The sequence below is a fragment of the Sedimentitalea sediminis genome (assembly GCF_042687825.1).
Classification (GTDB): Bacteria; Pseudomonadota; Alphaproteobacteria; order Rhodobacterales; family Rhodobacteraceae; genus Sedimentitalea.
Window position 1 is genome coordinate 14,604 of record NZ_JBHUQE010000020.1, and the last position, 23,156, is coordinate 37,759.

Below are 23,156 nucleotides of genomic sequence, written 5' to 3' on the forward strand. Positions count from 1 at the left end.
TCAGTCATAGCCGGTCATCTCCAGATAGCCCCGTCCGGCATGGCTGCCGGCGACGGTGACCGGTCCTTCCCAATAGGGAAAAGAGGTGTTCATCCAGCTTTGCGGGTTCAGCGCCGTCACCTCGACCTGCAATCCCCGGGCAGGCAGGGACACCTGCCAGCGGACGGGGATCGACCGGCCCTGCACCGCATGGGTCTGCAGCGGGGTGATTGCCAGGGCGCCGTCCGGCAGGGACAGGCTGCGCCCGTCCGGAAAAATCCAGGTGGCCGAGGTATATCCGGCGCCGGAATCGCGCAGCCGGAACCCCATCATCCGGGCGCCGTCGTCAAAGGACAGCGAGAACCAATCCCACCCGGTCTGGTCCGCCGCCAGAGGCTGGCTTGACCATTCGCGATCCAGCCAGCCCTGTCCGTTAACCTCGACCGGCCCGTCCGGCAGGTGCAGTACGCCGCTGACCCGATAGGCGGGCTGCGAGTAATAATGGCTGGCCTGACCGGCGGCGGATTTGACCGAATAGCCCCGGTCCCCATGCAGCACCAAAGGCGCATCGGCCTGCAGGTCCAGCTCATAGCGGAATGCGGCGCCGCGCGCGGTCAGGCTCAGGCGGTTCAATCCGCCCTTATCCGTGCCCTGCATCGTCCAGTCGTCGATCCAGGCCCGGAACGGGTCGGCCTGAACGCCGGCCTGGCCGATGCCGCCGCGGGCAACGCGTTCGGCGACATGGTGCTCGGTTGCCGACGTCAGCGCAGCGTGACCCATCCACAATTGCGGCGAGCGCCAGCCCGGCGCCTCGCCGGGGCGCATGGCCGAGCGGAACAGCGTCCATTGCACGCCGTAAGGCCGGCCATCCGCGCCGGTCAAGGTCGCCGTCAGATACCACCACTCGATGCGGAAATCGGGATGCGCCCCATGATCGGCGGGAAAGCGCAGGACGGTGTCGGGCTGCGGCACGGCAAACGCGTTCGCCGCACTGCCGAGATCGGCGAACCCCTGCGCCGCAGCCGGTGCTGGCAGGATCAGGGACAGCACCAGGAACAGAGCCTTAACGTTCATTGGCAAACACCTTCAACAGATCCGCCGGCGGCGTCCGTTGCAGCCGGCGCGCGGGCAGGGCAGCGGCCACCGCGCCCGCCAGCACCGCCAGCACCGCCAGACGCAGCCAGTCCAGCGGAAACAGATGCATCGGCAGTCGCCAGCCGAACGCCTCGACATTGATCACCGCCAGCAGAATCCAGGCCAGCATCAGCCCCAGCGGCAGGGCCAGCAGCGCCGTCATCGCCGCCAGGGCGACGCTGCGCGCCAGTTCCAGCCCCGCCAATCGCCGTCGGGTCAGCCCCAGCGCCCAGACCGGCGCCAGTTGCGGCAGGCGCAGAGTCCACAGCGTCAAAAGGCTGGTCAGAATGGCAAAACTGGCCACGCCCAGGGTCAGAACATTCAGCGCCGCGGTGACCACAAAGGTCTTTTCGAACAGGCTCAGGGACTGCCGCTTGATCGCGGCCTGATCGACCACCGCACCTGCCGGCAGATCGAAGGCCGCGCGCAGCGCCTGCGCCAGATCCGGCGCGCGTGCAGGCGGAATGCGAATGCCGAACTGCTGTTCGGGCACCGACCCGAACTGCCGCAGCAGGGCGGGCAGGGACAGGATGGCCTGGCCGTGCGGGTTGCCATAGTCGGAATACACCCCGGCGACCGGCACCTGCCAACCCGGCGCCAGCGTCAGCGGATCCCCGGGCCACAGGTCGGCGCGGCGGGCCAGTTGCTCGTTGATCAGGACCGCCTGCCCGGCATGCAGCCGCGGCCAGACCTGCGGCAGCGCCGCGATCAGCGGCCAGTGGTCGCGATAGGTGGCGTGATCGACGATGCCGTAGATGCGCACGGGTTGCCCGTCCAGCCGCCCCTGAGCATAGCGGATCGGCAGAACCGCATCGCTGCGCGGCGCCAGCCAGGCCGCGATGCGCCGGCCCTGATCGTCGTCGCGCGCGGTGACATACAGCTCGGCGGCCAGGCGCTGGTCAAGCCAGTTTTCAAAGGTCAGGCGGAAACTGGACACCATGGTGCCGACACCGATATTCGTGGCCAGAGCCAGCAGCAGCGCCATCAGCGCCAGCGACAGGCCGGGCAACTGACTGTGCAGATCGGCCCAGACCCATTGCGCCACCACGCCCCGCGCACGCCGCCGAATTCCGCGGATCAACAGCGCCAGAGCCGGCGGCAGCAGCAACGCCGCCCCCAGCATAAGACCGCCCAGCAGGGCGAACCCGCCCCACAACCCGTCAAACAGCGAGAGGCACAGGCCCCCGGCAACGATCAGCCCTGCACCGGACAGTGCCATGATGCGGATGTCGGCCACCGCTCCGCGCTGCCAGCCCTGTGTCCCGGTCACCGACAATATCGGTAGGCGGCGCAACCGCCACAGCCCCTGCGCGCCGGCCAGCAGCGCACCGATCAGAGCCATGCCCAGCCCGCTGACGACCCAAAGCGGACGCAGGGTCAGCCCGTCATTTCCGACCGGCGCGCCATACAACCCGCGCAGCGTGGCGCTGACATCGGGCAGCAGGACAGCGGCAATGAGATATCCCAGAACCAGGCCGATGCTGCCGGCGATCAGCGCCAGCGTCAGCAACTCGGCCAGCAACAGCCGCCCCAGCAGCCTCAGCGGCACCCCCAGCGCGCGCAGGGTGCGAAACATCGCGCGGCGCTGCTCAAAGGCCAGCCCCACCGTGCCATGCACGATGAACAGTCCGACCGCAAAGGCCAGCAGCCCAAAGGCCGTGAGATTGAGGTGAAAACTGTCGGTCAGGCGCGAGACACCGGCGTCGCGTTGCGGTGCGCCATGGGTCAGGTCCGGCGCCAGATCGGACAGCGCCGGCAGATCGCGGGCCTGATCCGTCATGACCAGCAGCCGGCTGATCTGACCCGGCCTGTCCAGAATGCGTTCGGCGGCGCCGATATCGGTCAGAACGATGCCGACGGGCAGACGCCGGGTGGTGATCAGCGGCGCCGGCGCGGACGCGGCATCGATGCGTGCCGCCGTGTCCGGATGCAGAAACAGCCGTCCCGGAGCGCCCAGAACCTGCGCCGGGGTCAGGCGGGGCCGGTCCGCACCCGGATCGTCATCCGCTTCGTCTTCCAGTTCGCTGGCCAGTTGCGGTGCCACCGGATGACCAAGGAAATCAATGCCCATCACCGTGACCCAGCGTCCGCCAATGCGGGCGCGCCCTTCGAGCACCGGTGTCACCTGCCAGCCCGCGCGCCGCAGCCCGACATAGGTGGCCAGCGGGATCGACCCGGCGACCGGGCTCAGACTGGCCAGTTGGTCCGCTGCCAGTTGCCGGGCGGCCTGGGCATAGCTGGCGCGGGCCTGTCCGTTGAGGGCCTGCACCGCCGACCATAACGCGGTGGCCAGCGCCAGTCCCAGCACCAGCGTCGCCAGCTGCAGCGGCTGCCGGCGCCAATGGGACACCAGGCCCAGAAAGGCGGTGCGCGTCATGCGACGCGGCCGCCGGCAAGGTGCAGACTACGATCCAGACGCGCGGCGATGCGGCTGGAATGGGTGACCAGAAACAGCGCCGTGCCGGCGTCGCGCACCAGGTCCAGCATCAGATCCAGAACCGCCGCGCTGGCGGTCTCGTCCAGATTGCCGGTCGGTTCGTCCGCCAGCAGCAGACTCGGTCGCGCCGCCAGCGACCGGCCGATGGCGACGCGCTGCTGCTGTCCGCCCGACAGCGCTTCGGGATAACGCGTCTCTAACCCGCTCAGGCCCAGCCTTTCGGTCAGGGCGGCAAGATGGTGTGGATCGTCACGCCCCGAAAGCCGGGCGTGAAAGGCCAGGTTCTGCGCCACGGTCAGCGACGAGATCAGGTTGAACTGCTGAAACACCAGGGCCACCGATCCGCGCCGCAATTGCGCGCGCCCTCCATCGTCCAGGCCGGACAGGGCCGTGCCCTGAAACAGGATCTCGCCGCTGTCAAACCCGTCCAGCGCGCCGATCAGGTGCAACAGGGTGCTTTTGCCGCTGCCGCTTTCACCGGTCAGCGCCAGGGTCTCGCCGGCATCCAGCCGCAGCGACAGCCCGTCCAGAATGGGCCGCCGTGCCCCGGCGCCGGGATAGGTCTTGGTGACTGCGCGAACGTCCAGCAACATACTGTCTTTCCCCGGGTTTGCGGTTTCGCCTGTGACGACAAGATGGCGCGGCCCGTGGCCGTGTCCAGACAGGCGCGCCGGTGCGGCCAAGATGTCGCGCCTTTCGCAGCGGGGCAAGGACTGCCATTGACACCGGGTGCCGGGACCGGCGGAATGAGTCGCATTCAACATCGCTGATGGCTGTCCCGTGGACGCTGTGAAAATAGGGGGGGCGCGCATGAGTCTGGCAGAACAGATCTTCTGGGGCAGCAGTTTTCTGGGCCTGTGCATGTTTCTGCATGTCGTCTGTCTGGCCCTGTGTGCACAGATGCTGACCAATGTGGCCGATCGCACCGCGTCGCTGCACCCGGCGCTGCATATCGGGTTATCCATGGCGCTGACGCTGGTGGTGCTGATCCTGGCGTTGACCATTCAGGTCTGGATCTGGTCGCTGGTCTGGATCGGCTATGGCATTTTGCCGGACTGGAACACGGCGGTCTATTTCTCGATGGTCACATTCACTACACTGGGGTATGGCGACGTTGTCCTGGGCCCCGAGGCGCGCATCTTTGCCACTTTTGGGTCGGTGACCGGCCTGCTGGGGTTCGGCCTGAGCACGGCGTTTCTGGTGGCGATCGCCGGACGCGTGCTGCAGAAGGTCTTGCAGGACGATCAGAGCAGCGGCGCGAACAAGCGGGCCAATGGCGCGCCATAGCGCAGAAATGCGTGCTGCTGGTCCAACGCGCAGGTCAGCTCATAGCTGCGCAGGAAATCCTGCCGCAGCATCGCGTCGACCTGCCGGGCCATCGGCGGATCGAAGAACAGCGCCATGGTCTCGAAGTTCAGGCGAAAGGAACGGTTGTCCAGATTGGTGGTGCCTATAGCGGCCAGCCCGTCATCGACGACAAAGACCTTTTGGTGCATGAAGCCGCCGGTATAGCGGAACACCCGCACGCCGGCCTCGCGGATATCGTCGAAATAGGCAAAGGCGGCCAGCCAGGTGATGCGGTGATCGGCCATGTCGGGCACCAGAACGCGCACATCGACGCCACGCAAAGCGGCATGGCGCAGCGCCGTCAGGATGTCGATATCGGGCACGAAATAAGGCGAGGCCAGCCAGATCCGCCGTCGTGCCGCCGCGATCGCGGAAAAGAACATCAGCCCGCCGGTTTCGGTGATGTCGCCCGGGCCGGTGGCGACGATCAGCCCCGGTGCATCCTCGGGCGCGAAAGGGGCCTGCCAGTTCAATTGGCCGATCAGCGTCTCGTTGCTGATCCAGTGCCAGTCCTCGACAAAGATCAGCTGCAACTGCGACACCATCGGACCGTGCAGTTGCACATGGGTGTCGCGCCAGGGGCCCAGGTCCGGGTCGCGCCCCAAATATTCGTCACCGACATTCAGACCGCCGGTGAACCCGGTCACCCCGTCGACGATCACGGTCTTGCGGTGGTTGCGGAAATTGATGCGAAAGCGGAACCGCGCGCCTCTGGCGGCATGCCGGTCCATCACCTGTACCCCGGCGGCCCGCAGCGCGTCGCAATAGCTGTCCGGCAACCGGGCGCTGCCCAGGGCATCGGTCATGAACCGCACGGTGACGCCGCGCCGCGCTGCGGCCAGCAGACGCTGTTGCAGTTCCCGTCCCAGATCGTCGTCGCGTACGATATAGAACTGAACCAGCACATAGGTCTGCGCCGCGTCGATGGCCGCGAACAAGGCCTGAAATGTCGCCTCTCCGTCGATCAGCAGCCGTGCCCCGTTTCCGCGAAAAGCCGGCATGTTGGCGCAATACTCAAACGGCGCCAAAGCGAGGTCGGTGCTGTCGGGTGCCGGCGCGTTGCTGACTGCAAAATTCTCGATGCGCTGGCGCACCTGGGTGCTTTCGCGCCGTGCGGTGCGGTAGTCGCGATAGCGGTGCTGGCCGAGAAACAGATAAGCGGGCAGAGCCAGGTAGGGGGCGGCGATCAGAAATACCACCCAGCCGACCGCGCCTTGTGCAGTGCGGGCCGTCTGTGCCGCGCGCAGGGCACAATAGGCGCCCGCAGCAAAGGTCAGAAAGACCAGAAGGCCACCCAACGTTGCCCACATGACATACCTCGCCGTCCGATCGGTCCTGTCCAGTAATACCGGTTTGTCGCCGACGTTCCAGCGCTAGTTCACTGTGACAGCACCGGTTTCCGTCAACAGTCGCCCCCGCAAACGTTTGATTCGGCTGCGCAATTCGGGGCGGATCGGACCCGGACGCGGGGCGTCGCGCAAGGTGGTGGTCCAATGCGCCAGAGGGGGGCGCCCGGCGCGACGGTGCCAGTTGAGCGCGGTCAGCACCGATTGCGCGGCCGCCGGCAGCCGGTCTGGAATCTCGTGGCCGCACAACGTTGCCCAGACTCCGGTCCACAGGCGGCCCACCGACCACGGATTGTAGCCGCCGCCGCCCAGCACCAGCAGACGCGGAGCCATAGGCCGCAGGGCCGACACCGTCGACCAATGACACGTGTTGGACAGGGCCAGGCGCGACAGCGGATCCTCAAGCACCGCATCGGCGCCGCATTGAAGAACGATGGCCTGGGGGCGATAGGACTGGACAGCCGGCAGAATGAACTGCTCCAGAATCATCTGGTATTCGGTGTCGTTGAGCCCACGCGGCACCGGCAGGTTGAACGCGACACCGCCGGCGGTGTTTTCCAGGGCGCCGGTAAAGGGCCAGCGCGCCTCTTCATGCACCGAGATCAGGCGCACGCCGTCATGACCCGACAGCGCGGTTTCGACCCCGTCGCAGTGATGCGCGTCGATATCGACATAGGCGATGCGATCCAGCCCCTGCCGCCGCAGCGCCAGGATGGCCAGAACCGGATCGTTGAAATAGCAGAACCCGCTGGCCCGATCCGCCAGCCCGTGATGCGTCCCGCCACCGGGCACATAGGCGACGCCGCCCTCGGCGATCAGGGCGCTGCCAAACAGGACGCCGCCCACGGACGTCGCCGGACGCCGGAACATCTCGGGATAGACCGGATTGGACAATGTGCCCAGCCCGTGCCGCAGCCGGATCTGCGGGCTGACCGATTGCGTGTCTTCGGCCCGTTGCAGAGCCGCGACATAGGTCGGCGTGTGAAAGGCCGTCAAGGCCTCGGGCTTGGCACGCGGACTGCTGCGATAACACGCTTGCGGCAGCCAGCCCAATGCGCGGCACAGATCGATGACCGTGGGCACACGCGGAATCGCCAACGGATGCCGGTCGCCATAGCTGGACCCGCGATAGATGCGCGCGCCGATAAAGACCGGCGCTTGCACCGGTGACGACATGTTCGGGGCAGATGATGCAGAGCGGTTCGCGCGGGCGGGTTGTCGCAAGCTCACGGCTTCTTCTTGCTGTTCAGCAGCAACGACAGCAGCGGTGCCAGCAAACCGGGCAGCAGGCTGCCCAGCGGGTCGCGGGCGATGCGGCGCAGATCGGCCGTCACCTTGCCGGCCTCAGCCAGCGTGTCACGGGCCTCGGCCTCGAGATCGGCAATGGCCTGATCGCGCAGTTCGACCGCCGGAGCCAGGTCGGCCTTGGCATCCAGACGCAGCGCCAGACCGGCAACCAGCGCCGCCAGCGCCACATCGGCCAGCGCGATCAGAAAGGCCGCGCCCCAAGCCGGCATGACGGCGTTCAGGGCGAAAAAGGCGGCGATATTCAGCATGACCAGCCCCAGAGTTGCGATCAGCCCGGCCAGCAACAGCAGACCGCTCTGGCTGCGCAGCACCGCCATCTGGCGGCGCGCGATCATGCGTTCGGTACGCAACAGGATCGAGACGTTGCGGCTGATACGGTCGAAATCCGGTGCGTTCTGGCTCATGACTTGGACATCCGGCCCAACAGGAATCCCAGCCCGAATGCACCGATCGCGGTCAGCAGCGGCTTGTTCTGCGGAAGGCCGCCCAGCTCGTCGGACAAACGCTGCCACAGCGCGGCGATCTCGTCGGCGCCGACACCCTGGGCGCGCAGCAGATCGACCAGGGCCGCCGGTGCCTCTTGAACGACCGACGTGGCGGCTGCGGCAGCGTCGGCCGCGGTCTCCTCCAGACGTTCCCGGCTGCGTTCCAGTTCCGCGCGCAAGTCCGCCAGCTCCGCTTCGAGTTCTGCCTTGGTCGCCATCATTGCGCTCCCTTGTCCTTAACGCCGTCGCCCGGCGATGCGCCGGGCAGGTCCAGATGCCCGTCCTTCGAAGCCAGGATCGCAAGTGGCCGCGTCGCGGGTATCTGGGAGAATATGATCAATAGGCAGACGGTCAAGGGCACGCTCAGGAATGCCCCCAGAATACCCCAGACCGCCGTCCAGAAGGTCAGCGCCAGGATTACCATCAGGGTCGAGATGTTCAGCGACCGGCCGGTCAGCGCCGGGTCGAGGAAATTGCCGATCAGGAATTGCAGGCCACCACAGCCCAGCACGATAATCAGGAACGGGACCAGCGTGTCGAATTGCAGCAACGCCACCAGGGCTGGCAGGATCACCGCCAGAACCGATCCGATCGACGGGATGAAATTCAGCGCAAAGGTCAACACCGCCCAGGTCTCGGCGAACTCCAGCCCGAGCGCATGAAACACGGCATAGCTGATCAGGCTGGTCAACGTGCTGACAAAGGTCTTGACCCCGACATAGCGCTGCAGGCTGATCGAGATCGCGGCGGTGATGGCGTCAATGTCGCGCCGCAGCCGGTCGTCCCGCGTGGCCATGGCGATCTTGCCCGACAGCATCGGTCGTTCGGCGATCATGAAACCCACATAGAGACAGATCAGCAGAAAGGTGCTGAGAAACGAGCGGGCTTCGCCCAGGGCGCTGACCGCCAGACGGGACATGTCGATCTCGATGAAATTGACCCGGATGAAATCCACCAGGTCGGTGCCGAGCAGGCCGGCGATGCGGGTCAGCGCAGAGTCCAGCTGGGTTTCGTATTGCGGCAGGGCACGGGCGAATTGCGTGGCCTGGTTACCCAGCACGAACATCACCGCGAACAGGCCGGACAGAACGGCGCTGGCACCGATCAGATATCCCAGCCACGGGGGCAGGGTGACTCCGCCCGGGCGCAGGATCGTGACCCGGTCGCTGACAGCGGTGACCAGAACAAAAACCAGCAGCGCCAGGGTCAGGGGGATCAGAAAGCCGGCGCCGGCATGCAGGCCGCCGATGGACAGCGTGGCGATCAGCAATACGTCCCGCCAATAGGCCAGGCGCGACCGTCGAGTCAGCGGTGATACGGCCGATGCCGGATCAGAGCGCGGCGTTCCGGGGCCGCCTGCGGGGGCGCTCATGACGGCCCCGCCACGGGCCGCGGGCAAAGCCGCCTTCTGTCTGGCCGTGGCGCTGGCATGTCCGGTTCCGACCCTTCCCGTGACGGCGATCATCCGCTTGATGTTGCATCGTTCCGCGATCCCGTGCAAGTTTGCCACCGGCAGCATAAGGATAATCCCGTGAAATCGTTTGACATCACAGGCCCGACCGACCGGTGAGCGAGGCCGCGGTCAGCCGGATCGCCCTTATGCCCCGGGCGTTCATCGACGCGCTGTCGCGGTTCAACCGCAAGGGCGGTTGGGCCATGAGCAGCCATGTGGCGATGTCCTTGATGCTGGCGTTGTTTCCTTTTGTCCTGTTCATCGTCGCGTTGGCTGCAACCCTTTCTCAGGACATCGATGTCGACCGGCTGATCGAACTGGTCTTCGGCTCCTGGCCGGACGAGATCGCCCGCCCGATTACCGCCGAGGTGCGCGCGGTTCTGGCCGAGGCGAATTCGCAGTTGCTGACCATTGGCGGTGTGCTGGCGGTGTATTTTGCCTCGAACGGTGTGGACGCGATACGTCAGGCGATGACCCGGGCTTATCGCGACGACGATCCGCGGCCCTTCTGGCAGACCCGGTTGCTGTGCGTGCTCTTCGTGCTGACGGGCGGCGCAACGGTTCTGGTGGCGGCCGGGGTCGGGGTGGCGATTCCGCTGTATTTCCACTTTGCCGCCGATGCGGTGCCAGGCCAGCTGGTGCGCTGGCTGGGCAGCGAGGCGATGACCACCTTCGTGGCGCTGTCGTTGCTGACCGGTGGCGTCGCGGCCTGTCACCGCTGGTTGCCGGGGCATCTGCATTCGCTGAGGCAGATCATGCCGGGCGTTCTGCTGACGGTTCTCTTGTGGGCGCTGGCTGGGGGCGGATTTTCGTATTACCTGTCGCGCTTTGCCAGCTATTCCGCCACCTATGCCGGGCTCGCCGGGGTCATGTCGGCGCTGATCTTTCTCTATCTGATGGCCGCCATCCTGATCCTGGGCGCCGAGTTCAATGGCGCGCTGACGCGGCTTCATTCGGAAAGCCAACGCGCCTGAGAAATCGCCTGCCGCCGCGACATTGTCCCGGGTTTTCCATATTCAGCGCATCCTTGCCGCCCAGACAGGGTTGGCAACGGCCTCATCCTGGATGCAACAGATGACAATACCCGCCGATACCGATCCGCATTTTTTGCTGTTCGCCCTGCTGCGCCAACAGATCCACCGGGACGAGAGGACCGGTGGGGGCGATCCCAGAGACCTAAAACGCCTGCGTCGGCGCGCCATCGGGTCATGGCAGCGCCCCGGGAAATTAGCGGCAAAGACGGTCTCAGCCGCGAAATCCCGTTGCGACGACGAATTTTTCCGAGCTGTCCGATCGTGAGGCCGGTGGTTTGACATTCGCCACCTTGGTGAATTTCTGTTTCAGCAGTTTCTGCAACTCGCCCTCGGCGCCGCCGGCCAGCACCTTGGCGACAAAGGTACCGCCGTCTTCCAGAACGTCAAAGGCGAAATAGGCGGCGGCCTCGCACAGCGAGATGATGCGCAGGTGATCGGTCTGCTTGTGCCCGGACGAGGCGGCGGCCATGTCCGACATCACCACATCGGCCTTGCCGCCCAGCCATATCTTGACCTGTTCATCGGCGTCGTCGGCCATGAAATCCAGCTGATGGATCTCGGCACCGGCCACCGGCTCGACCTCTTGCAGATCGACCCCCAGCACCCGACCCACCGCCTTGCCCTTTTTCTCGCCCAGGGCATTGATGCGTTTCACCGCCACCTGCAGCCAGCCACCGGGCGCACAGCCCAGATCGACCACCCGCGCGCCGGGCACCAGAAAGCGGTAGCGCTCGTCCAGTTCCAGTATCTTGTAGGCCGCGCGCCCGCGATAGCCCTCGGATTGGGCCCGTTTGACATAAGGATCGTTCAACTGCCGCTGCAGCCAGCGGGTCGAGCTCAGCTTGCGGCCGCGCGCGGATTTGACCTTGACCTTGAGATCGCGCTGCCCGCGCCCGGATGTATTCTTGCCTGTAGGTGTCTTTGCCATCGCGTCAAACCTTTACCGCTGCCGCGGCCCTTGTGCCGGAAAACGCCCCTGCGGGAAACGGCGAAATCCCCATCCCGCTGCCCCCCCCGGGACGACCAGGGCCGGCGGGCAGGATCAGAACGGGCCGTCTTCGAGCACCCCATCGGCGCTCATCTGGGCATATAGCAGCCCCTCGCGCAGACCGCGATCCGCCACTGACAGCCGGTCGGTGGGCCAGCAGCGCAGCAGCGCCTGCAGGATCGCCGAACCGGACATGATCAGCGCCTGCCGGTCCTCGCCGATGCGCGGGTCGCGCCGCCGCCCGGCCGGGCCGAGATCGAGATATTCACGGATTACCTTGTCGATCTGATCGCTGGTCATGCGCAGCCCGTCGACCTTGGTGCGGTCATAGCGTTTCAGCCCCAGGTGACTGGCGGCAACAGTGGTGACCGTTCCCGACGTGCCGACGATCTGGAACCCTTCGCGGGCCTGGATATCCTTGTACGGGGCGAACTCGGCCAGATTTTCCTCAAAAAACCAGCTCATCAGCGCAAAGCGCGCGGAATCGTCCTCGACGTCGTTGAACTGGTCGCGCAGGGTCGCAACCCCCAACGGCACGCTGATCCAGTCCACCACCTTGGCCGCCGGAAACGGGCTGTCGGGCGGGTGGAACCCGGCATGCAGCCGCATGATCGCCTGCGGGCGGTCGCGGCGCGGCACCGACGAGATGTCGATCCAGACCAGTTCGGTCGATCCGCCGCCGATATCCACCACCAGCAGCTGTTCGGTCTTGGTGCTGACCAGCGGGGCACAACTGATCACCGCCAGCCGGGCCTCTTCCTCGGGCTGGATCACTTCCAGCTTCAGCCCGGTTTCGCGCCGCACCTGCCGGATGAATTCGTTGGAGTTGGTCGCGCGCCGACAGGCCTCGGTGGTGACCAGACGCATCCGCAGGACCCGGTTGCGTTTTAGTTTCTGCTGGCAGATGCGCAAAGCCTGAACCGTGCGCGCCATCGAAGAGCGCGACAGACGCCCCGTCCTTTCCAGCCCGGAACCGAGCTGGACCGATTTCGAGAAACTGTCCACCACATGAAAGCCGCTGCCCTTGGGTTGGGCAATCAGCATGCGGCAACTGTTCGTGCCCAGATCCAGCGCGGCGTAAAGCTCGGCCGGATCGGGCGGGTTCGGCGCAGGGCTTTCGACCGCTTTCGGGAACGCGCCTGCACCGTTTATGCGCTTGGGCGCCATGATTCACGCCCTTCCGATTTCGTGTTGCCGGCAGGATAGGCGCGCAAAGTCAAGGGCGCAAGATGCCGTGGCCCCGGAAACGCCCCCAATCTCCGCAATTTTCCGCCGGCGGGGGCGGAGTTTCATCATGTTCATGAGGATTTTGGGTGATCTCGGCGGTGGAGTCGACCCGCCGGCTGATCTAGGTAGGTTCCCATAGGTCGCAGGACACGTCCGTTCTGTCGAAAACAGGCGCCGGGGACGGTTTGCGGTACAGTACATAGTGCCCGAGAGAGAAGGGAATCAGTCATGCCTGATGTCACGGTTGTATACTGGCGGGATATTCCGGCGCAGGTGATCGTCGGCAAGGGGCGCCGAGGAACCAAGCGGCAGTTGGCCGAGCGTTTTGAACAGGCAATCGACCGGGCCGCGATGAAGGTCAATGCCAGGGACGCCGACGCCTATCTGGCCGAGTGGCGCAAGGCCGCGCCCTATGCGGTCGAGGGGCAGCCCGAGGCCGTGGCCGAAGCCGAGGCGGCACGACTGGAAGCGGAATATGACGGGGACCGGATCAAGGCCCTGATTGACAATGACGGGTGGGCATGAGCCTGACATCCATTTGGGAGGCCGCTATGGCTTTGTTGAACTTCAAGAAGCGTGAAGCCCCGGGAACCACCCCGGTTCGTGGTGATGTCGAGGCCTTTCTGCAGGGCTATTCCATCGAGGTGATGCCGCGCACCGCCGAAAAGGTCGAGAATTTCCGCGATCTGCTGCCCGAGGGCACGCGCGTCTACATTGCCCATATCGAGGGCACCCCTATCGAGGACATGGTCGCCACCGCCCGCCGCCTGGCCCGCGACGGATACCCGGTCATGCCGCATTTTCCGGCCCGTATCATCAAGGACGCGGCCACGCTGGCCGACTGGATCGCCCGCTATCAGGGCGAGGCCGGTGTCGATCAGGCGCTGTTGCTGGCCGGCGGCGTTGCCCGGCCCGTGGGCGATTTTGACAGCTCGATGCAGCTGATGGAGACCGGCCTGTTCGACAAGGCCGGGTTCAAGCGGCTGCATGTCGCCGGGCACCCCGAGGGCAACCGCGACATCGACCCCGATGGCGGCAACTGGAATGTCGAGGCGGCGCTGCGCTGGAAACAGGATTTCTCGGAACGTACCGATGCCGAGATGGCGCTGGCGACGCAATTCGCCTTCGACGCCAAGCCGATCATCGCCTGGGCCGACAGCCTGGCGGCGGCAGGGATCACCCTGCCGATCCATATCGGCATTGCCGGTCCGGCCAAGCTGCAGACCCTGATCAAGTTCGCCATCGCCTGCGGCGTCGGACCGTCGCTGAAGGTCTTGCAGAAGCGGGCGATGGATGTCAGCAAGCTGCTGTTGCCCTATGAGCCGACCGACGTGATCACCGAACTGGCGGCGCACAAGGCGGCCAATCCCGATTTCAACATCACCAAGGTGCATTTCTTCCCGCTGGGCGGGATCAAGACCAATGCCACCTGGGCGATCAACAATGGCGGCACCTCGGGCCGTCCTGCAAATCAATCCTGAAAGGACGTCCATGACCCGCACCATCGTCGAAAGCAAATCCAAGACTGCCATCATCGGATTTGACCAGCCGTTCTGTGTCATTGGCGAGCGGATCAATCCCACCGGCCGCAAGAAACTGGCCGCCGAACTGGAGGCCGGTGATTTTTCCACGGTGGAAAAGGACGCGCTGGCGCAGGTCGAGGCCGGGGCCACGGTGCTCGATATCAATGCCGGCGTGGTCTATAATTCGAACCCCAACCCGAACGAGACCGAACCGCCGCTGATGCAAGAGATCATCAAGCTGGTGCAGGGGCTGGTCGATGTGCCGCTCTGCATCGACAGTTCGGTGCCCGGCGCGCTCGAGGCGGGGCTGGCGGTTGCCGAGGGGCGGCCGCTGCTGAACTCGGTTACCGGCGAAGAGGATCGTCTGGAGCTGGTGTTGCCGCTGGTCAAGAAATACAACGTGCCGGTGGTGGCGATCAGCAATGACGACACCGGTATTTCCGAGGACCCGGATGTGCGGTTTGCCGTGGCGAAAAAGATCGTCCAGCGCGCCGCCGATTTCGGTATTCCGGCGCATGATATCGTGGTCGATCCGCTGGTGATGCCGATCGGCGCCATGGGCACCGCCGGATTGCAGGTCTTTGCGCTGGTGCGGCGCCTGCGCGAGGAACTGGGGGTCAACACCACCTGTGGCGCCTCCAATATCAGCTTTGGCCTGCCCAACCGCCATGGCATCAACAACGCGTTTCTGCCGATGGCGATGGGGGCCGGCATGACCAGCGCGATCATGAACCCGGTGGCGCTGCCGGTGCCGCCCTCAAAGATCGCCGAGAAACGCGCCGAGGTTGCCGCCGCCGGAATCGTGCTGCCCGACGACATGGATGACGAGACCTTTGTCACGATGTTCGGTCTGGGTTCGACCAAGCCGCGCGCAGGCTCGGAAATGGAAGCCATTCGCGCCGCCAACTTTCTGACGGACAACGATCCGCACGGATCGGAATGGATCCGCACCAACAAAGCCCCGCCGAAAGCCGGTAACGAGGGCCGCGGCCGGGCCGGGCGCAGCGGCGGCCGTCGCCGCCGGGCCTGACCGGCCGCCGGAAAAGGCGCACCCGCCAGGACCGATTGGCGGGCGCGCCGTTTCCGACAGGCGCTATAGGCCTGTCGCCGCGCCTTTCCCGACTATCCTTTGCCCGCATTCTGGTTCTTTGGCGGTATCCGTGTACAGTGAACCGGAACCCGTCCGAACCCGGACAGAGCCGCAAGGAGGGTCGATATGAGCAAACAAGCGACTCCGCGTCTGGACGCGGTCGATCTGACCAGAAAATTGGGCAAAAAGCCCTATGCCGCCAAGTTGGCCCGTCTGCAAAGGCAACTGGCCGAGGTTCAGCAGGCCTATCTGTTCTCCGGCGACAAGGCGGTGCTGGTCTTCGAGGGCTGGGACGCGGCGGGCAAGGGCGGGGCGATCCGGCGGATATCGGCGGCGCTGGACCCGCGCAGTTTCAAGGTCTGGCCAATCGGAGCACCGCGAAATTACTACTTGGACCGGCATTACATGGTGCGGTTCATGGAACGCCTGCCGCCGGCGGGGGCGATTTCGGCCTTTGACCGCTCCTGGTACGGGCGGGTGCTGGTCGAGCGCATCGAGGAACTGACGCCGACGCAGCGCTGGCAGGACGGATATCGCGAGATCCGCCATTTCGAACGGATGCTGGCGGATGACGGTATCCGGCTGGTCAAGCTGTTCTTCCATATCTCGCCGGACGAACAGCTGGCGCGGTTCGGTGAACGCCTGCGCAACCCGTTCAAGCGGTGGAAACTGACCTACGAGGATTTTCGCAACCGCAGCCGCTGGGATGATTATGCCGCCGCTATCGACCAGATGTTCGCGGAAACCTCGACGGAATTCGCACCCTGGACAGTGATTTCGGCCAACAACAAACGCCATGCCCGGATTGCGGCGATGCAACAGATCCTGGACGTGCTGACACCGGGCGTCGAACTGGGTCCGCCGGAGCTGGATCACCGGGTGTTGCACGAGGCCGGAAACCATTTCGGCGCGGACGACGCCCTGATCAACAGCTTGAGCGGGCGCACCGGGTGACCTGCCGCTCACGGCGTGGCGTGGCATGGCCTTGCAGCTGCAGCGCGGCCCGGCCTAGATTGGCACGGAACGAGGTACGGTGACGACAGGGGACCAAGGGCATGAACGACACGGCAAACGAACTGGCAGAGGTGATCCGGGAAATCGAAGAGGTGGATACCTGTATCAAGGATCTCGAGGCCGATGCCAGACGCGACCCGAATTCCAACGCGGCACGGCACAACAAATTCGCCTGCAAGACCATGCGCCGTTATCGTATTCGGCTGGTTGACGAGCGCGACAAGCTGCTCAAGGGGCTGACGTCGACGTAGCGCAAGGCCATCCGGATTGCGGGATACCCCGCTTTCGGATGCTCGATCCGGCAGGACCGATCCCTTGGAACAGAAAGAGCCTGGCAGATCGGGCATGGCATGGTCCGGTTTTGCCTCCATCCCACAGCAATGGATCGGAACATGACGGCTATCGAACCGCCAGAGCCCTTGCCAGATGTCGTGACCTTTGTCTTTGACGGGCAGGGCGGGGGGCAATCTATTGCCTCCGAAGATTTTGCCCAGCTCGGGACGGCGGACCTGCCGTCCGGCTTTGCCTGGCAGCACCTTCGTCGCGAAGCCGGCAGAACCCCCGGATTGTTGCACGCCTGCGCGCTGGATCCATTCGTGACCGAGGCGCTGATCGCCCAGGACACCCGGCCACGCTGCACGGTTCACGGCGACGGTGTGCTGTTGAACCTGCGCGGCGTAAACCTGAACCCGGGCGCCGAACCCGAAGACATGGTGTCGTTGCGCCTGTGGATCGAAGGCCACCGGGTCATCAGCGTTTGGGTGCGCCCGACGATGGCAGTGCGCGATCAGATGTCGGCCATCCGGCGCAATCTGGCGCCGCTCTCGCCCGGCGACCTTGTGGCGAAACTGGCGTTGCGTCTGGCGGACCGGGCCGAACCGTCCGTCGCGGCGCTGAACGAGCGCATCGACGATCTGGAAGAGCAGGTGCTGGACCCCGCGGACCGGCTGTCCCGCGCCGATCTGTCCGAAATACGCCGCAGCGCGATCATCCTGCGCCGCTATTTCGTGCCGCAGCGCGATGCCCTGAGCACGCTGGAAATCGAGGATGCGGACTGGTTGCAGGATCGCGACCGCAGCCGCCTGCGCGAAGCGGCGGAACGGGTCTACAGGCTGGGCGAGGAACTGGACGCGATTCGCGACCGTGCCCAGATCGTCCATGATCAGATCATGGACCGGCGTGCCGAACGGATGAACCGGCAGATGCTGGTGCTTTCGGTGGCGGCTGCGGTATTCCTGCCACTGGGGTTGGTGACCGGGCTATTGGGCACCAATATCGGCGGCATTCCGGGCGCGGAAAACCCTTGGGCCTTTTCCGTGGTTTGCGGGCTGTTGCTGGGGTTGGCGGCTGGTCTCTTGCTGTGGTTTCGACGGTTGGGCATGTTCCGCTGAGACCGGCGCGCGCACAAAATCGTGCGTTGCGGTGTTCCGGTTCCGGTTGCAAAGGGATATGGAACCCGGCCAGATTAATATCCCATCCTGTCGGGTCGCCAGACCCCCGCGCAGCCGGAGAACACGTAGATGACCCCCTTTGCAATCGCCGGCGTGCAGATGCACGTAGCCGCGCTTCATTCCAATGTCGAAGCCATGCTGCACCGGCTGGATATCCTGATGCTGCGATTCCCCTGGACGCAGATGGTGCTGTTCAGCGAACTCGCCCCCTTTGGCCCCTTGCACCGCTATGCCCAGCCGGTCCGCAACGAGGTGATTCAGCAGTTCTGCGAGGCCGCGCATCGACACAAGGTCTGGCTAATTCCCGGCTCGATGTTCATCAAGGGCGAAGACGGGCTGATCCGCAACACCTCTGTGGTGATCAATCCGCAGGGCGAAGAGGTGGCGCGCTATGACAAGATGTTCCCGTTCCTGCCCTACGAAGCGGACATCGAACCCGGCAAGAATTTCTGCGTCTTTGACGTGCCCGAAGTCGGGCGGTTCGGCCTGTCGATCTGTTATGACATCTGGTTTCCGGAAACCACACGGCAACTGACCAGCCAGGGCGTCGAGGTGCTGTTGCACCCGGTATTGACCGGGACCACAGACCGCGAGGCAGAGCTGTCCATCGCCCGCGCTACGGCGGCGCAGTTCCAGTGTTATGTTTTTGATGTCAATGGATTGGGCGCCGGCGGCGTTGGGCGCTCCTGCGTCGTGGATCCGACGGCCACGGTGCTGCATCAGTCGGCGGGACAAGAGGATCTGTTCCCGATCGAGGTCGACCTGGACATGGTCAGGCGCCAGCGCGAAACCGGTCTCAAGGGGCTGGGCCAGGTCTTGAAGAGCTTTCGGGACCGGTCCACCGATTTCTCGGTCTATGACCGGTCCAGTGGCGCCGATGCCTATCTGAAGACGCTTGGCCCGCTGGAAATGCAGGGACAGGGCAGCCGGGCCGGACTGCAGGTCGACATGCCGATGGTCGAGGCCGGTGGTGAAACGCCCCGGATCGAGGACACCGGCAGCGAAACGGCGCTGTTTCCCGGAAAGATATCGAACGCCTGAAACCGTTGAATCGGAGCGCAGCGCGAAACAGTTGCTTTTTTTTCGCATCGGTCGGACACTCGGTGTCTGGGAGGACGATCGATGCATTCAGTAAACGACTATTATTCGGCGATTCAGCTGCGGTCAGATCGCTGGAGCGCGTTGCGCAACGCCACGGGGGCATTGGCGGATGGCAGCGCCGGTGCGCGCGAGCCGGCTCTGCTAAGACGAATTTCGCAGCTGTTTTCTTCGCTGGCCCTGATCGAGCCCTATTGGGCGTTTCCGGGCATGGCCGCCTTTGACCACATGCGCCGGCAGCTGGAGCACGAGAATTTTGAGGACCTGGCTTTTGCCGTCAGACGCGTGACACGCGCGTTGACCACCGGGGCCTACCGGCGGCGCCATATCCCGCTGGAACGCGACAGTGTCGACAGCGAAGAGCATGAAGACGAGGCCCAGCTGTCGCCCGAAGCGCGGGCGATGAGCAAACCGTATTTCGAGGTGCTGATCGTCGACAACGTGAACGAGCAGCAGGAACGCTGGCTGCGGTCCAACATGACGCGCATGCGCCGGCCCGAGGACCCGTTCACCTACGAAGCGCTGGTGGTGCCCAGCCTCGAGGACGCTCTGATCGCGGTTCTGTTCAACCACAATATTCAAGCCATCGTCGTGCGCCCCGGATTGACTTTGCGCTCGAAGATGGAATTGCCGATCCTGACCCGTTACCTGAACCGTGCCGGCGGGGTCGAACAGCTGGATGCGCTGAACGCCGAGGATTACGGTCCGGAACTGTGTCGCCTGGTCGCCAAAGTGCGCCCGGAACTGGACGCCTATCTGATCACCGAACGTTCGGTCGAGGACATCGCGGGGCTGGATCTGGGGATTTGCCGGCGGGTGTTCTACAATCAGGAAGACTTTCTGGAACTGCACCTGAATATCCTGCGCGGCGTCAAGTCCCGTTTCAAAACGCCGTTCTTCACGGCGCTTGTGGAATATTCCAAGCAGCCCACCGGGGTGTTTCACGCCATGCCGATCAGCCGCGGCAAATCGATCAGCCGCAGCCACTGGATTCAGGACATGGGCGCCTTTTATGGGCCCAACATCTTTCTGGCGGAAACTTCGGCCACGTCCGGCGGTCTGGACTCGCTGCTGGATCCGGTCGGTCCGATCAAGCGGGCGCAGGAACTGGCGTCGCGGGCCTTTGGCTCGAAACAGACCTTTTTTGCCACCAACGGCACCTCGACCTGCAACAAGATCGTGGTGCAGGCGCTGGTCAGTCCGGGCGATATCGTGCTGATCGACCGCGATTGTCACAAGTCACACCATTACGGCATGGTGCTGGCCGGCGCTCAGGTCTGTTATCTGGACAGCTATCCGCTGAACGAATACTCGATGTACGGCGCGGTGCCGCTGCGCGAGATCAAGCACCGGCTGCTGGCGCTGAAGGCCGCCGGCAAGCTGGACCGGGTGCGGATGCTGCTTTTGACCAACTGCACCTTTGACGGCATCGTCTATAATGTCGAACGGGTGATGGAAGAATGCCTGGCCATCAAGCCGGACCTGATCTTTCTGTGGGACGAGGCCTGGTTCGCCTTTGCCCGGTTCGGTCCGACCTATCGGCAGCGCACGGCGATGAACGCCGCCGCGGTGCTGCGCGAACGGTTCCGCAGCGAGGACCATGCCAGGGCCTATGCCGCCCAGCAGGAAGAGTTGGACGGCGCCGATGACGAGACCCTGCTGAACACCCGGCTGATCCCGCCGCCCCATTCCCGGGTGCGGGTCTATGCCACGCAATCCACCCACAAGACCCTGACCTCGCTGCGGCAGGGGTCGATGATCCACGTGCATGACCAGGACTTCAAGGGCGAGGTCGAACAGTCGTTCCACGAAGCCTACATGACCCATACATCGACGTCGCCGAACTATCAGATCATCGCCAGCCTGGATGTCGGCCGCCGGCAGGTCGAGCTGGAAGGGTTCGAATTCGTGCAGCGCCAGGTCGAGGCCGCCATGTCGATGCGCCGGTCGATCGCCAGCCACCCGCTGCTGCAGAAATACTTCAAGGTGCTGTCCGCCGGCGACATGATCCCGGAAAAGCATCGCGAAAGCGGCGTCACCAGCTATTTCGACATCGAACAGGGCTGGACCGATATATGGGATTGCTGGGAGAACGACGAGTTCGTTCTGGACGCCACCCGCGTCACTCTGGCGGTCGGGGGAACCGGTTGGGATGGCGACACATTCAAGACCGATATCCTGATGGACAAATACGGTATCCAGATCAACAAGACGTCGCGCAACACCGTGCTGTTCATGACCAATATCGGCACCACGCGATCCTCGGTCGCCTATCTGATCGAAGTTCTGGTCGAGATTGCGAAAAAGCTGGACGATCTGCTGGACGATGCCAGCCGGATGGAGCGTCTGTCCTTTGACCGAAGGGTGAAGAACCTGATGGAGGACGTTCCGCCATTGCCCGATTTCAGCCGGTTCCACGACGCGTTCCGTGGCGATCCGACCTCGCCCGAAGGAGACATCCGGACGGCCTTTTTCCTGAGCTATGATGGCGAAAACTGCGACTATCTGGAACTGGAAGGATCGCTGAAACAGGCGCTGGACCGAGGCGAAGAGGTGGTCTCGGCGGGCTTTATCATTCCCTATCCACCGGGGTTTCCGATCCTGGTGCCGGGTCAGGTGGTCAGCCGGGAAATCCTGGAATTCATGCTGGCGCTGGATGTCAATGAAATCCACGGCTACCGCGCCGACCTGGGACTGCGGGTGTTTACCAAAGAGGCATTGGACAGAAACACACAACTCAAACTCAGCAATGCGGCTGAATAGACGGGGATTTCGCGATGACCAGCAAGGTACTGAACAACATCTCTGAAATCCGCCGGTTCTTTCACCGCAACGAGGACCCGATCTATTTCATTTCTGCGACCAATTTCAATCTGTTGGGGCTGGATGAATGGGTGCGGAATTTCAAGTATATCTGCTATATCGATTGCTACGGCGGCAAGCATCCCAACGTGTTCTGTCCCAGCGAACAGCCACATGCGGAGTTCCAGTCGATCGAGGACATCAACAACTATCTGCTGCAGCACAAGGAGGTGATCGACTTCATCAAGCGGCGCGGCGGCAAGCCGAAATTCGTGTTCCTGATGTTTGACGAGGAAACCGAGCGGCTGGCCAAGGAACTGGGGGCCGATGTCTGGTTCCCCAAGGCAAAGCTGCGCACGGCCATGGACAACAAGATCGAGACCGTGCGCATCGGCAACAAGGCCGGGGTGCCGTCGGTGCCCAACGTTCTGGCCGAGGTCAAATCCTACGCCGACCTGCGCAAGACCTGTGAAAAGGCCGGGATCGGCCATGATCTGGTGCTGCAATCGGCCTTTGGCGATTCCGGGCACACAACATTCTTCATCAAATCCGAGGCCGATTTCCGCCGCCACGAGCACGAGATCATCGGCGAGGGCGAGATCAAGATCATGAAGCGGATCGACTGCCGCGGCTCGGCGATCGAGGCCTGCGCCACCAAGGAGGGCACGATCGTCGGCCCCTTGATGACCGAACTGGTCGGCTTCAAGGAACTGACACCCTATCGCGGCGGCTGGTGTGGCAATGAAATCCTGTCCACGGCCTTTCCGCCCAAGGTGCGCGATACGGCGCGGGACCTGACCTTCAAGTTCGGCGAGCAGCTGCGCAAGGAGGGGTATCGCGGCTATTTCGAGCTGGATTTCCTGATCGACAAGAAATCCGGCGATCTGTGGCTGGGCGAGCTGAATCCGCGTATCACCGGGGCCAGTTCGATGACCAATCACGCGGCCTTTGCCCATGCGGACGCGCCTTTGTTCCTGTTTCACCTGCTGGAATTCTCGCGCAAGAAGTTCAATCTGGACGTCGACGAACTGAACGCACGCTGGGCCAACCCGGACATGATCGACAGCTGGTCGCAGATGGTGATCAAGCACACCGAGGACAGCGTCGACATCTGCACCGAGTCACCCGAGACCGGAATCTACAAGATGCTCGAGGACGGGCGCGTGGTGTTCGACCGGTTCGACTATCACCGGCGCGCGGTGGAAAGCGAGAACGAGGCGTTCTTTCTGCGCATCCTGCAACCGGGGGATTACCGCTATGAGGGCGCCGATATAGGCATTCTGGTGACGCGCGGGCGCTCGATGACCAAGAGCTTTCAGTTGAATGATCGGGCCAAGCGGTGGATCCACGGCATCAAGTCCGGCGTTGCGGCCAAGGCGCTGCCAATGGCCGAGGCCGGCCCGGCGCTGGCCGATCCGGCCTTCAAGATCCTGTAGGGTA

21 protein-coding genes are annotated in these 23,156 nt (G+C 64.2%); 11 read left to right on the forward strand and 10 right to left on the reverse strand.

The window, feature by feature from the left end; genetic code table 11:
- The 3 genes from ACFMPD_RS14350 to ACFMPD_RS14360 are packed head-to-tail and all read right to left on the reverse strand — an operon-like array spanning position 1 to position 4,143.
- A complete protein-coding gene (locus tag ACFMPD_RS14350; RefSeq protein WP_380995721.1) occupies positions 1 to 1,053 on the reverse strand; it encodes a lipocalin-like domain-containing protein in 1,053 nt (350 codons plus the stop codon).
- Positions 1,043 to 3,490: an FtsX-like permease family protein gene (locus ACFMPD_RS14355; protein WP_380995724.1), complete on the reverse strand. Its 2,448-nt coding sequence runs from the start codon at positions 3,488 to 3,490 to the stop codon at positions 1,043 to 1,045. Before ACFMPD_RS14355 ends, ACFMPD_RS14350 begins: the two co-directional genes overlap by 11 nt.
- Complete coding sequence (locus ACFMPD_RS14360; protein WP_380995727.1) at positions 3,487 to 4,143, reverse strand: ABC transporter ATP-binding protein; 657 nt, start codon at positions 4,141 to 4,143, stop codon at positions 3,487 to 3,489. The genes ACFMPD_RS14355 and ACFMPD_RS14360 overlap by 4 nt, the downstream gene beginning before the upstream one ends.
- Positions 4,144 to 4,360: 217 nt before the next feature.
- Here ACFMPD_RS14360 and ACFMPD_RS14365 point away from each other — a divergent pair, with 217 nt between their 5' ends.
- Positions 4,361 to 4,837, forward strand: coding sequence for a potassium channel family protein (locus tag ACFMPD_RS14365; protein ID WP_380995730.1), 477 nt, complete (start codon positions 4,361 to 4,363; stop codon positions 4,835 to 4,837).
- Here ACFMPD_RS14365 and cls read toward each other — a convergent pair.
- The 5 genes from cls to ACFMPD_RS14390 form a co-directional block, all read right to left on the reverse strand.
- Positions 4,795 to 6,207, reverse strand: a complete 1,413-nt coding sequence (cls, locus tag ACFMPD_RS14370) for a cardiolipin synthase (protein ID WP_380995733.1) — start codon at positions 6,205 to 6,207, stop codon at positions 4,795 to 4,797. The two genes, ACFMPD_RS14365 and cls, sit on opposite strands and share 43 nt — an antisense overlap.
- 63 nt (positions 6,208 to 6,270) lie before the next feature.
- Positions 6,271 to 7,419 (reverse strand): acetoin utilization protein AcuC, encoded by a 1,149-nt coding sequence (locus ACFMPD_RS14375; protein ID WP_380995736.1) that lies wholly within the window; start codon positions 7,417 to 7,419, stop codon positions 6,271 to 6,273.
- Positions 7,420 to 7,469: 50 nt separating this feature from the next.
- Positions 7,470 to 7,955: a hypothetical protein gene (locus ACFMPD_RS14380; protein WP_380995738.1), complete on the reverse strand. Its 486-nt coding sequence runs from the start codon at positions 7,953 to 7,955 to the stop codon at positions 7,470 to 7,472.
- Positions 7,952 to 8,254 carry a hypothetical protein gene (locus ACFMPD_RS14385; RefSeq protein WP_380995740.1) on the reverse strand — a complete coding sequence of 101 codons (303 nt, stop codon included), beginning with the start codon at positions 8,252 to 8,254 and terminating at the stop codon, positions 7,952 to 7,954. The genes ACFMPD_RS14380 and ACFMPD_RS14385 overlap by 4 nt, the downstream gene beginning before the upstream one ends.
- Positions 8,254 to 9,408: an AI-2E family transporter gene (locus tag ACFMPD_RS14390; protein ID WP_380995743.1), complete on the reverse strand. Its 1,155-nt coding sequence runs from the start codon at positions 9,406 to 9,408 to the stop codon at positions 8,254 to 8,256. The genes ACFMPD_RS14385 and ACFMPD_RS14390 overlap by 1 nt, the downstream gene beginning before the upstream one ends.
- Before the next feature lie 194 nt (positions 9,409 to 9,602).
- On the opposite strand from ACFMPD_RS14390, the gene ACFMPD_RS14395 reads away from it, so the two are divergent.
- Complete coding sequence (locus ACFMPD_RS14395) at positions 9,603 to 10,463, forward strand: YihY/virulence factor BrkB family protein (protein WP_380995745.1); 861 nt, start codon at positions 9,603 to 9,605, stop codon at positions 10,461 to 10,463.
- A 271-nt stretch (positions 10,464 to 10,734) separates the two neighbouring features.
- On the opposite strand, the gene ACFMPD_RS14400 is transcribed toward ACFMPD_RS14395, so the two are convergent.
- Positions 10,735 to 11,451: an RlmE family RNA methyltransferase gene (locus ACFMPD_RS14400; RefSeq protein WP_380995748.1), complete on the reverse strand. Its 717-nt coding sequence runs from the start codon at positions 11,449 to 11,451 to the stop codon at positions 10,735 to 10,737.
- A 114-nt stretch (positions 11,452 to 11,565) separates the two neighbouring features.
- Complete coding sequence (locus ACFMPD_RS14405; protein WP_380995750.1) at positions 11,566 to 12,678, reverse strand: Ppx/GppA phosphatase family protein; 1,113 nt, start codon at positions 12,676 to 12,678, stop codon at positions 11,566 to 11,568.
- A gap of 288 nt (positions 12,679 to 12,966) precedes the next feature.
- On the opposite strand from ACFMPD_RS14405, the gene ACFMPD_RS14410 reads away from it, so the two are divergent.
- The 9 genes from ACFMPD_RS14410 to ACFMPD_RS14450 all read left to right on the forward strand — a co-directional run bounded on the left by ACFMPD_RS14410 (position 12,967) and on the right by ACFMPD_RS14450 (position 23,152).
- Entirely contained in the window at positions 12,967 to 13,263 is a 297-nt protein-coding gene (locus tag ACFMPD_RS14410; RefSeq protein ID WP_380995752.1) for a virulence factor, read from the forward strand.
- Between the two features lie 26 nt (positions 13,264 to 13,289).
- The gene (locus ACFMPD_RS14415) at positions 13,290 to 14,219 is read left to right on the forward strand and encodes a methylenetetrahydrofolate reductase (protein WP_380995820.1); all 930 of its coding nucleotides are present in this window, start codon (positions 13,290 to 13,292) and stop codon (positions 14,217 to 14,219) included.
- Positions 14,220 to 14,229: 10 nt separating this feature from the next.
- The gene (locus ACFMPD_RS14420; RefSeq protein ID WP_380995755.1) at positions 14,230 to 15,291 is read left to right on the forward strand and encodes a methyltetrahydrofolate cobalamin methyltransferase; all 1,062 of its coding nucleotides are present in this window, start codon (positions 14,230 to 14,232) and stop codon (positions 15,289 to 15,291) included.
- Between the two features lie 186 nt (positions 15,292 to 15,477).
- Complete coding sequence (locus ACFMPD_RS14425; RefSeq protein ID WP_380995758.1) at positions 15,478 to 16,305, forward strand: polyphosphate kinase 2 family protein; 828 nt, start codon at positions 15,478 to 15,480, stop codon at positions 16,303 to 16,305.
- A 101-nt stretch (positions 16,306 to 16,406) separates the two neighbouring features.
- On the forward strand, positions 16,407 to 16,616 hold the full coding sequence (locus tag ACFMPD_RS14430; protein WP_380995761.1) for a hypothetical protein: 210 nt from the start codon (positions 16,407 to 16,409) through the stop codon (positions 16,614 to 16,616).
- Positions 16,617 to 16,757: 141 nt separating this feature from the next.
- On the forward strand, positions 16,758 to 17,756 hold the full coding sequence (locus tag ACFMPD_RS14435) for a zinc transporter ZntB (protein ID WP_380995763.1): 999 nt from the start codon (positions 16,758 to 16,760) through the stop codon (positions 17,754 to 17,756).
- A 129-nt stretch (positions 17,757 to 17,885) separates the two neighbouring features.
- Positions 17,886 to 18,857: a carbon-nitrogen hydrolase family protein gene (locus ACFMPD_RS14440; RefSeq protein WP_380995766.1), complete on the forward strand. Its 972-nt coding sequence runs from the start codon at positions 17,886 to 17,888 to the stop codon at positions 18,855 to 18,857.
- Between the two features lie 81 nt (positions 18,858 to 18,938).
- Positions 18,939 to 21,677 carry an aminotransferase class I/II-fold pyridoxal phosphate-dependent enzyme gene (locus ACFMPD_RS14445; RefSeq protein ID WP_380995769.1) on the forward strand — a complete coding sequence of 913 codons (2,739 nt, stop codon included), beginning with the start codon at positions 18,939 to 18,941 and terminating at the stop codon, positions 21,675 to 21,677.
- A 14-nt stretch (positions 21,678 to 21,691) separates the two neighbouring features.
- Complete coding sequence (locus ACFMPD_RS14450; RefSeq protein WP_380995771.1) at positions 21,692 to 23,152, forward strand: biotin carboxylase; 1,461 nt, start codon at positions 21,692 to 21,694, stop codon at positions 23,150 to 23,152.
- Positions 23,153 to 23,156 lie beyond the last annotated feature (4 nt).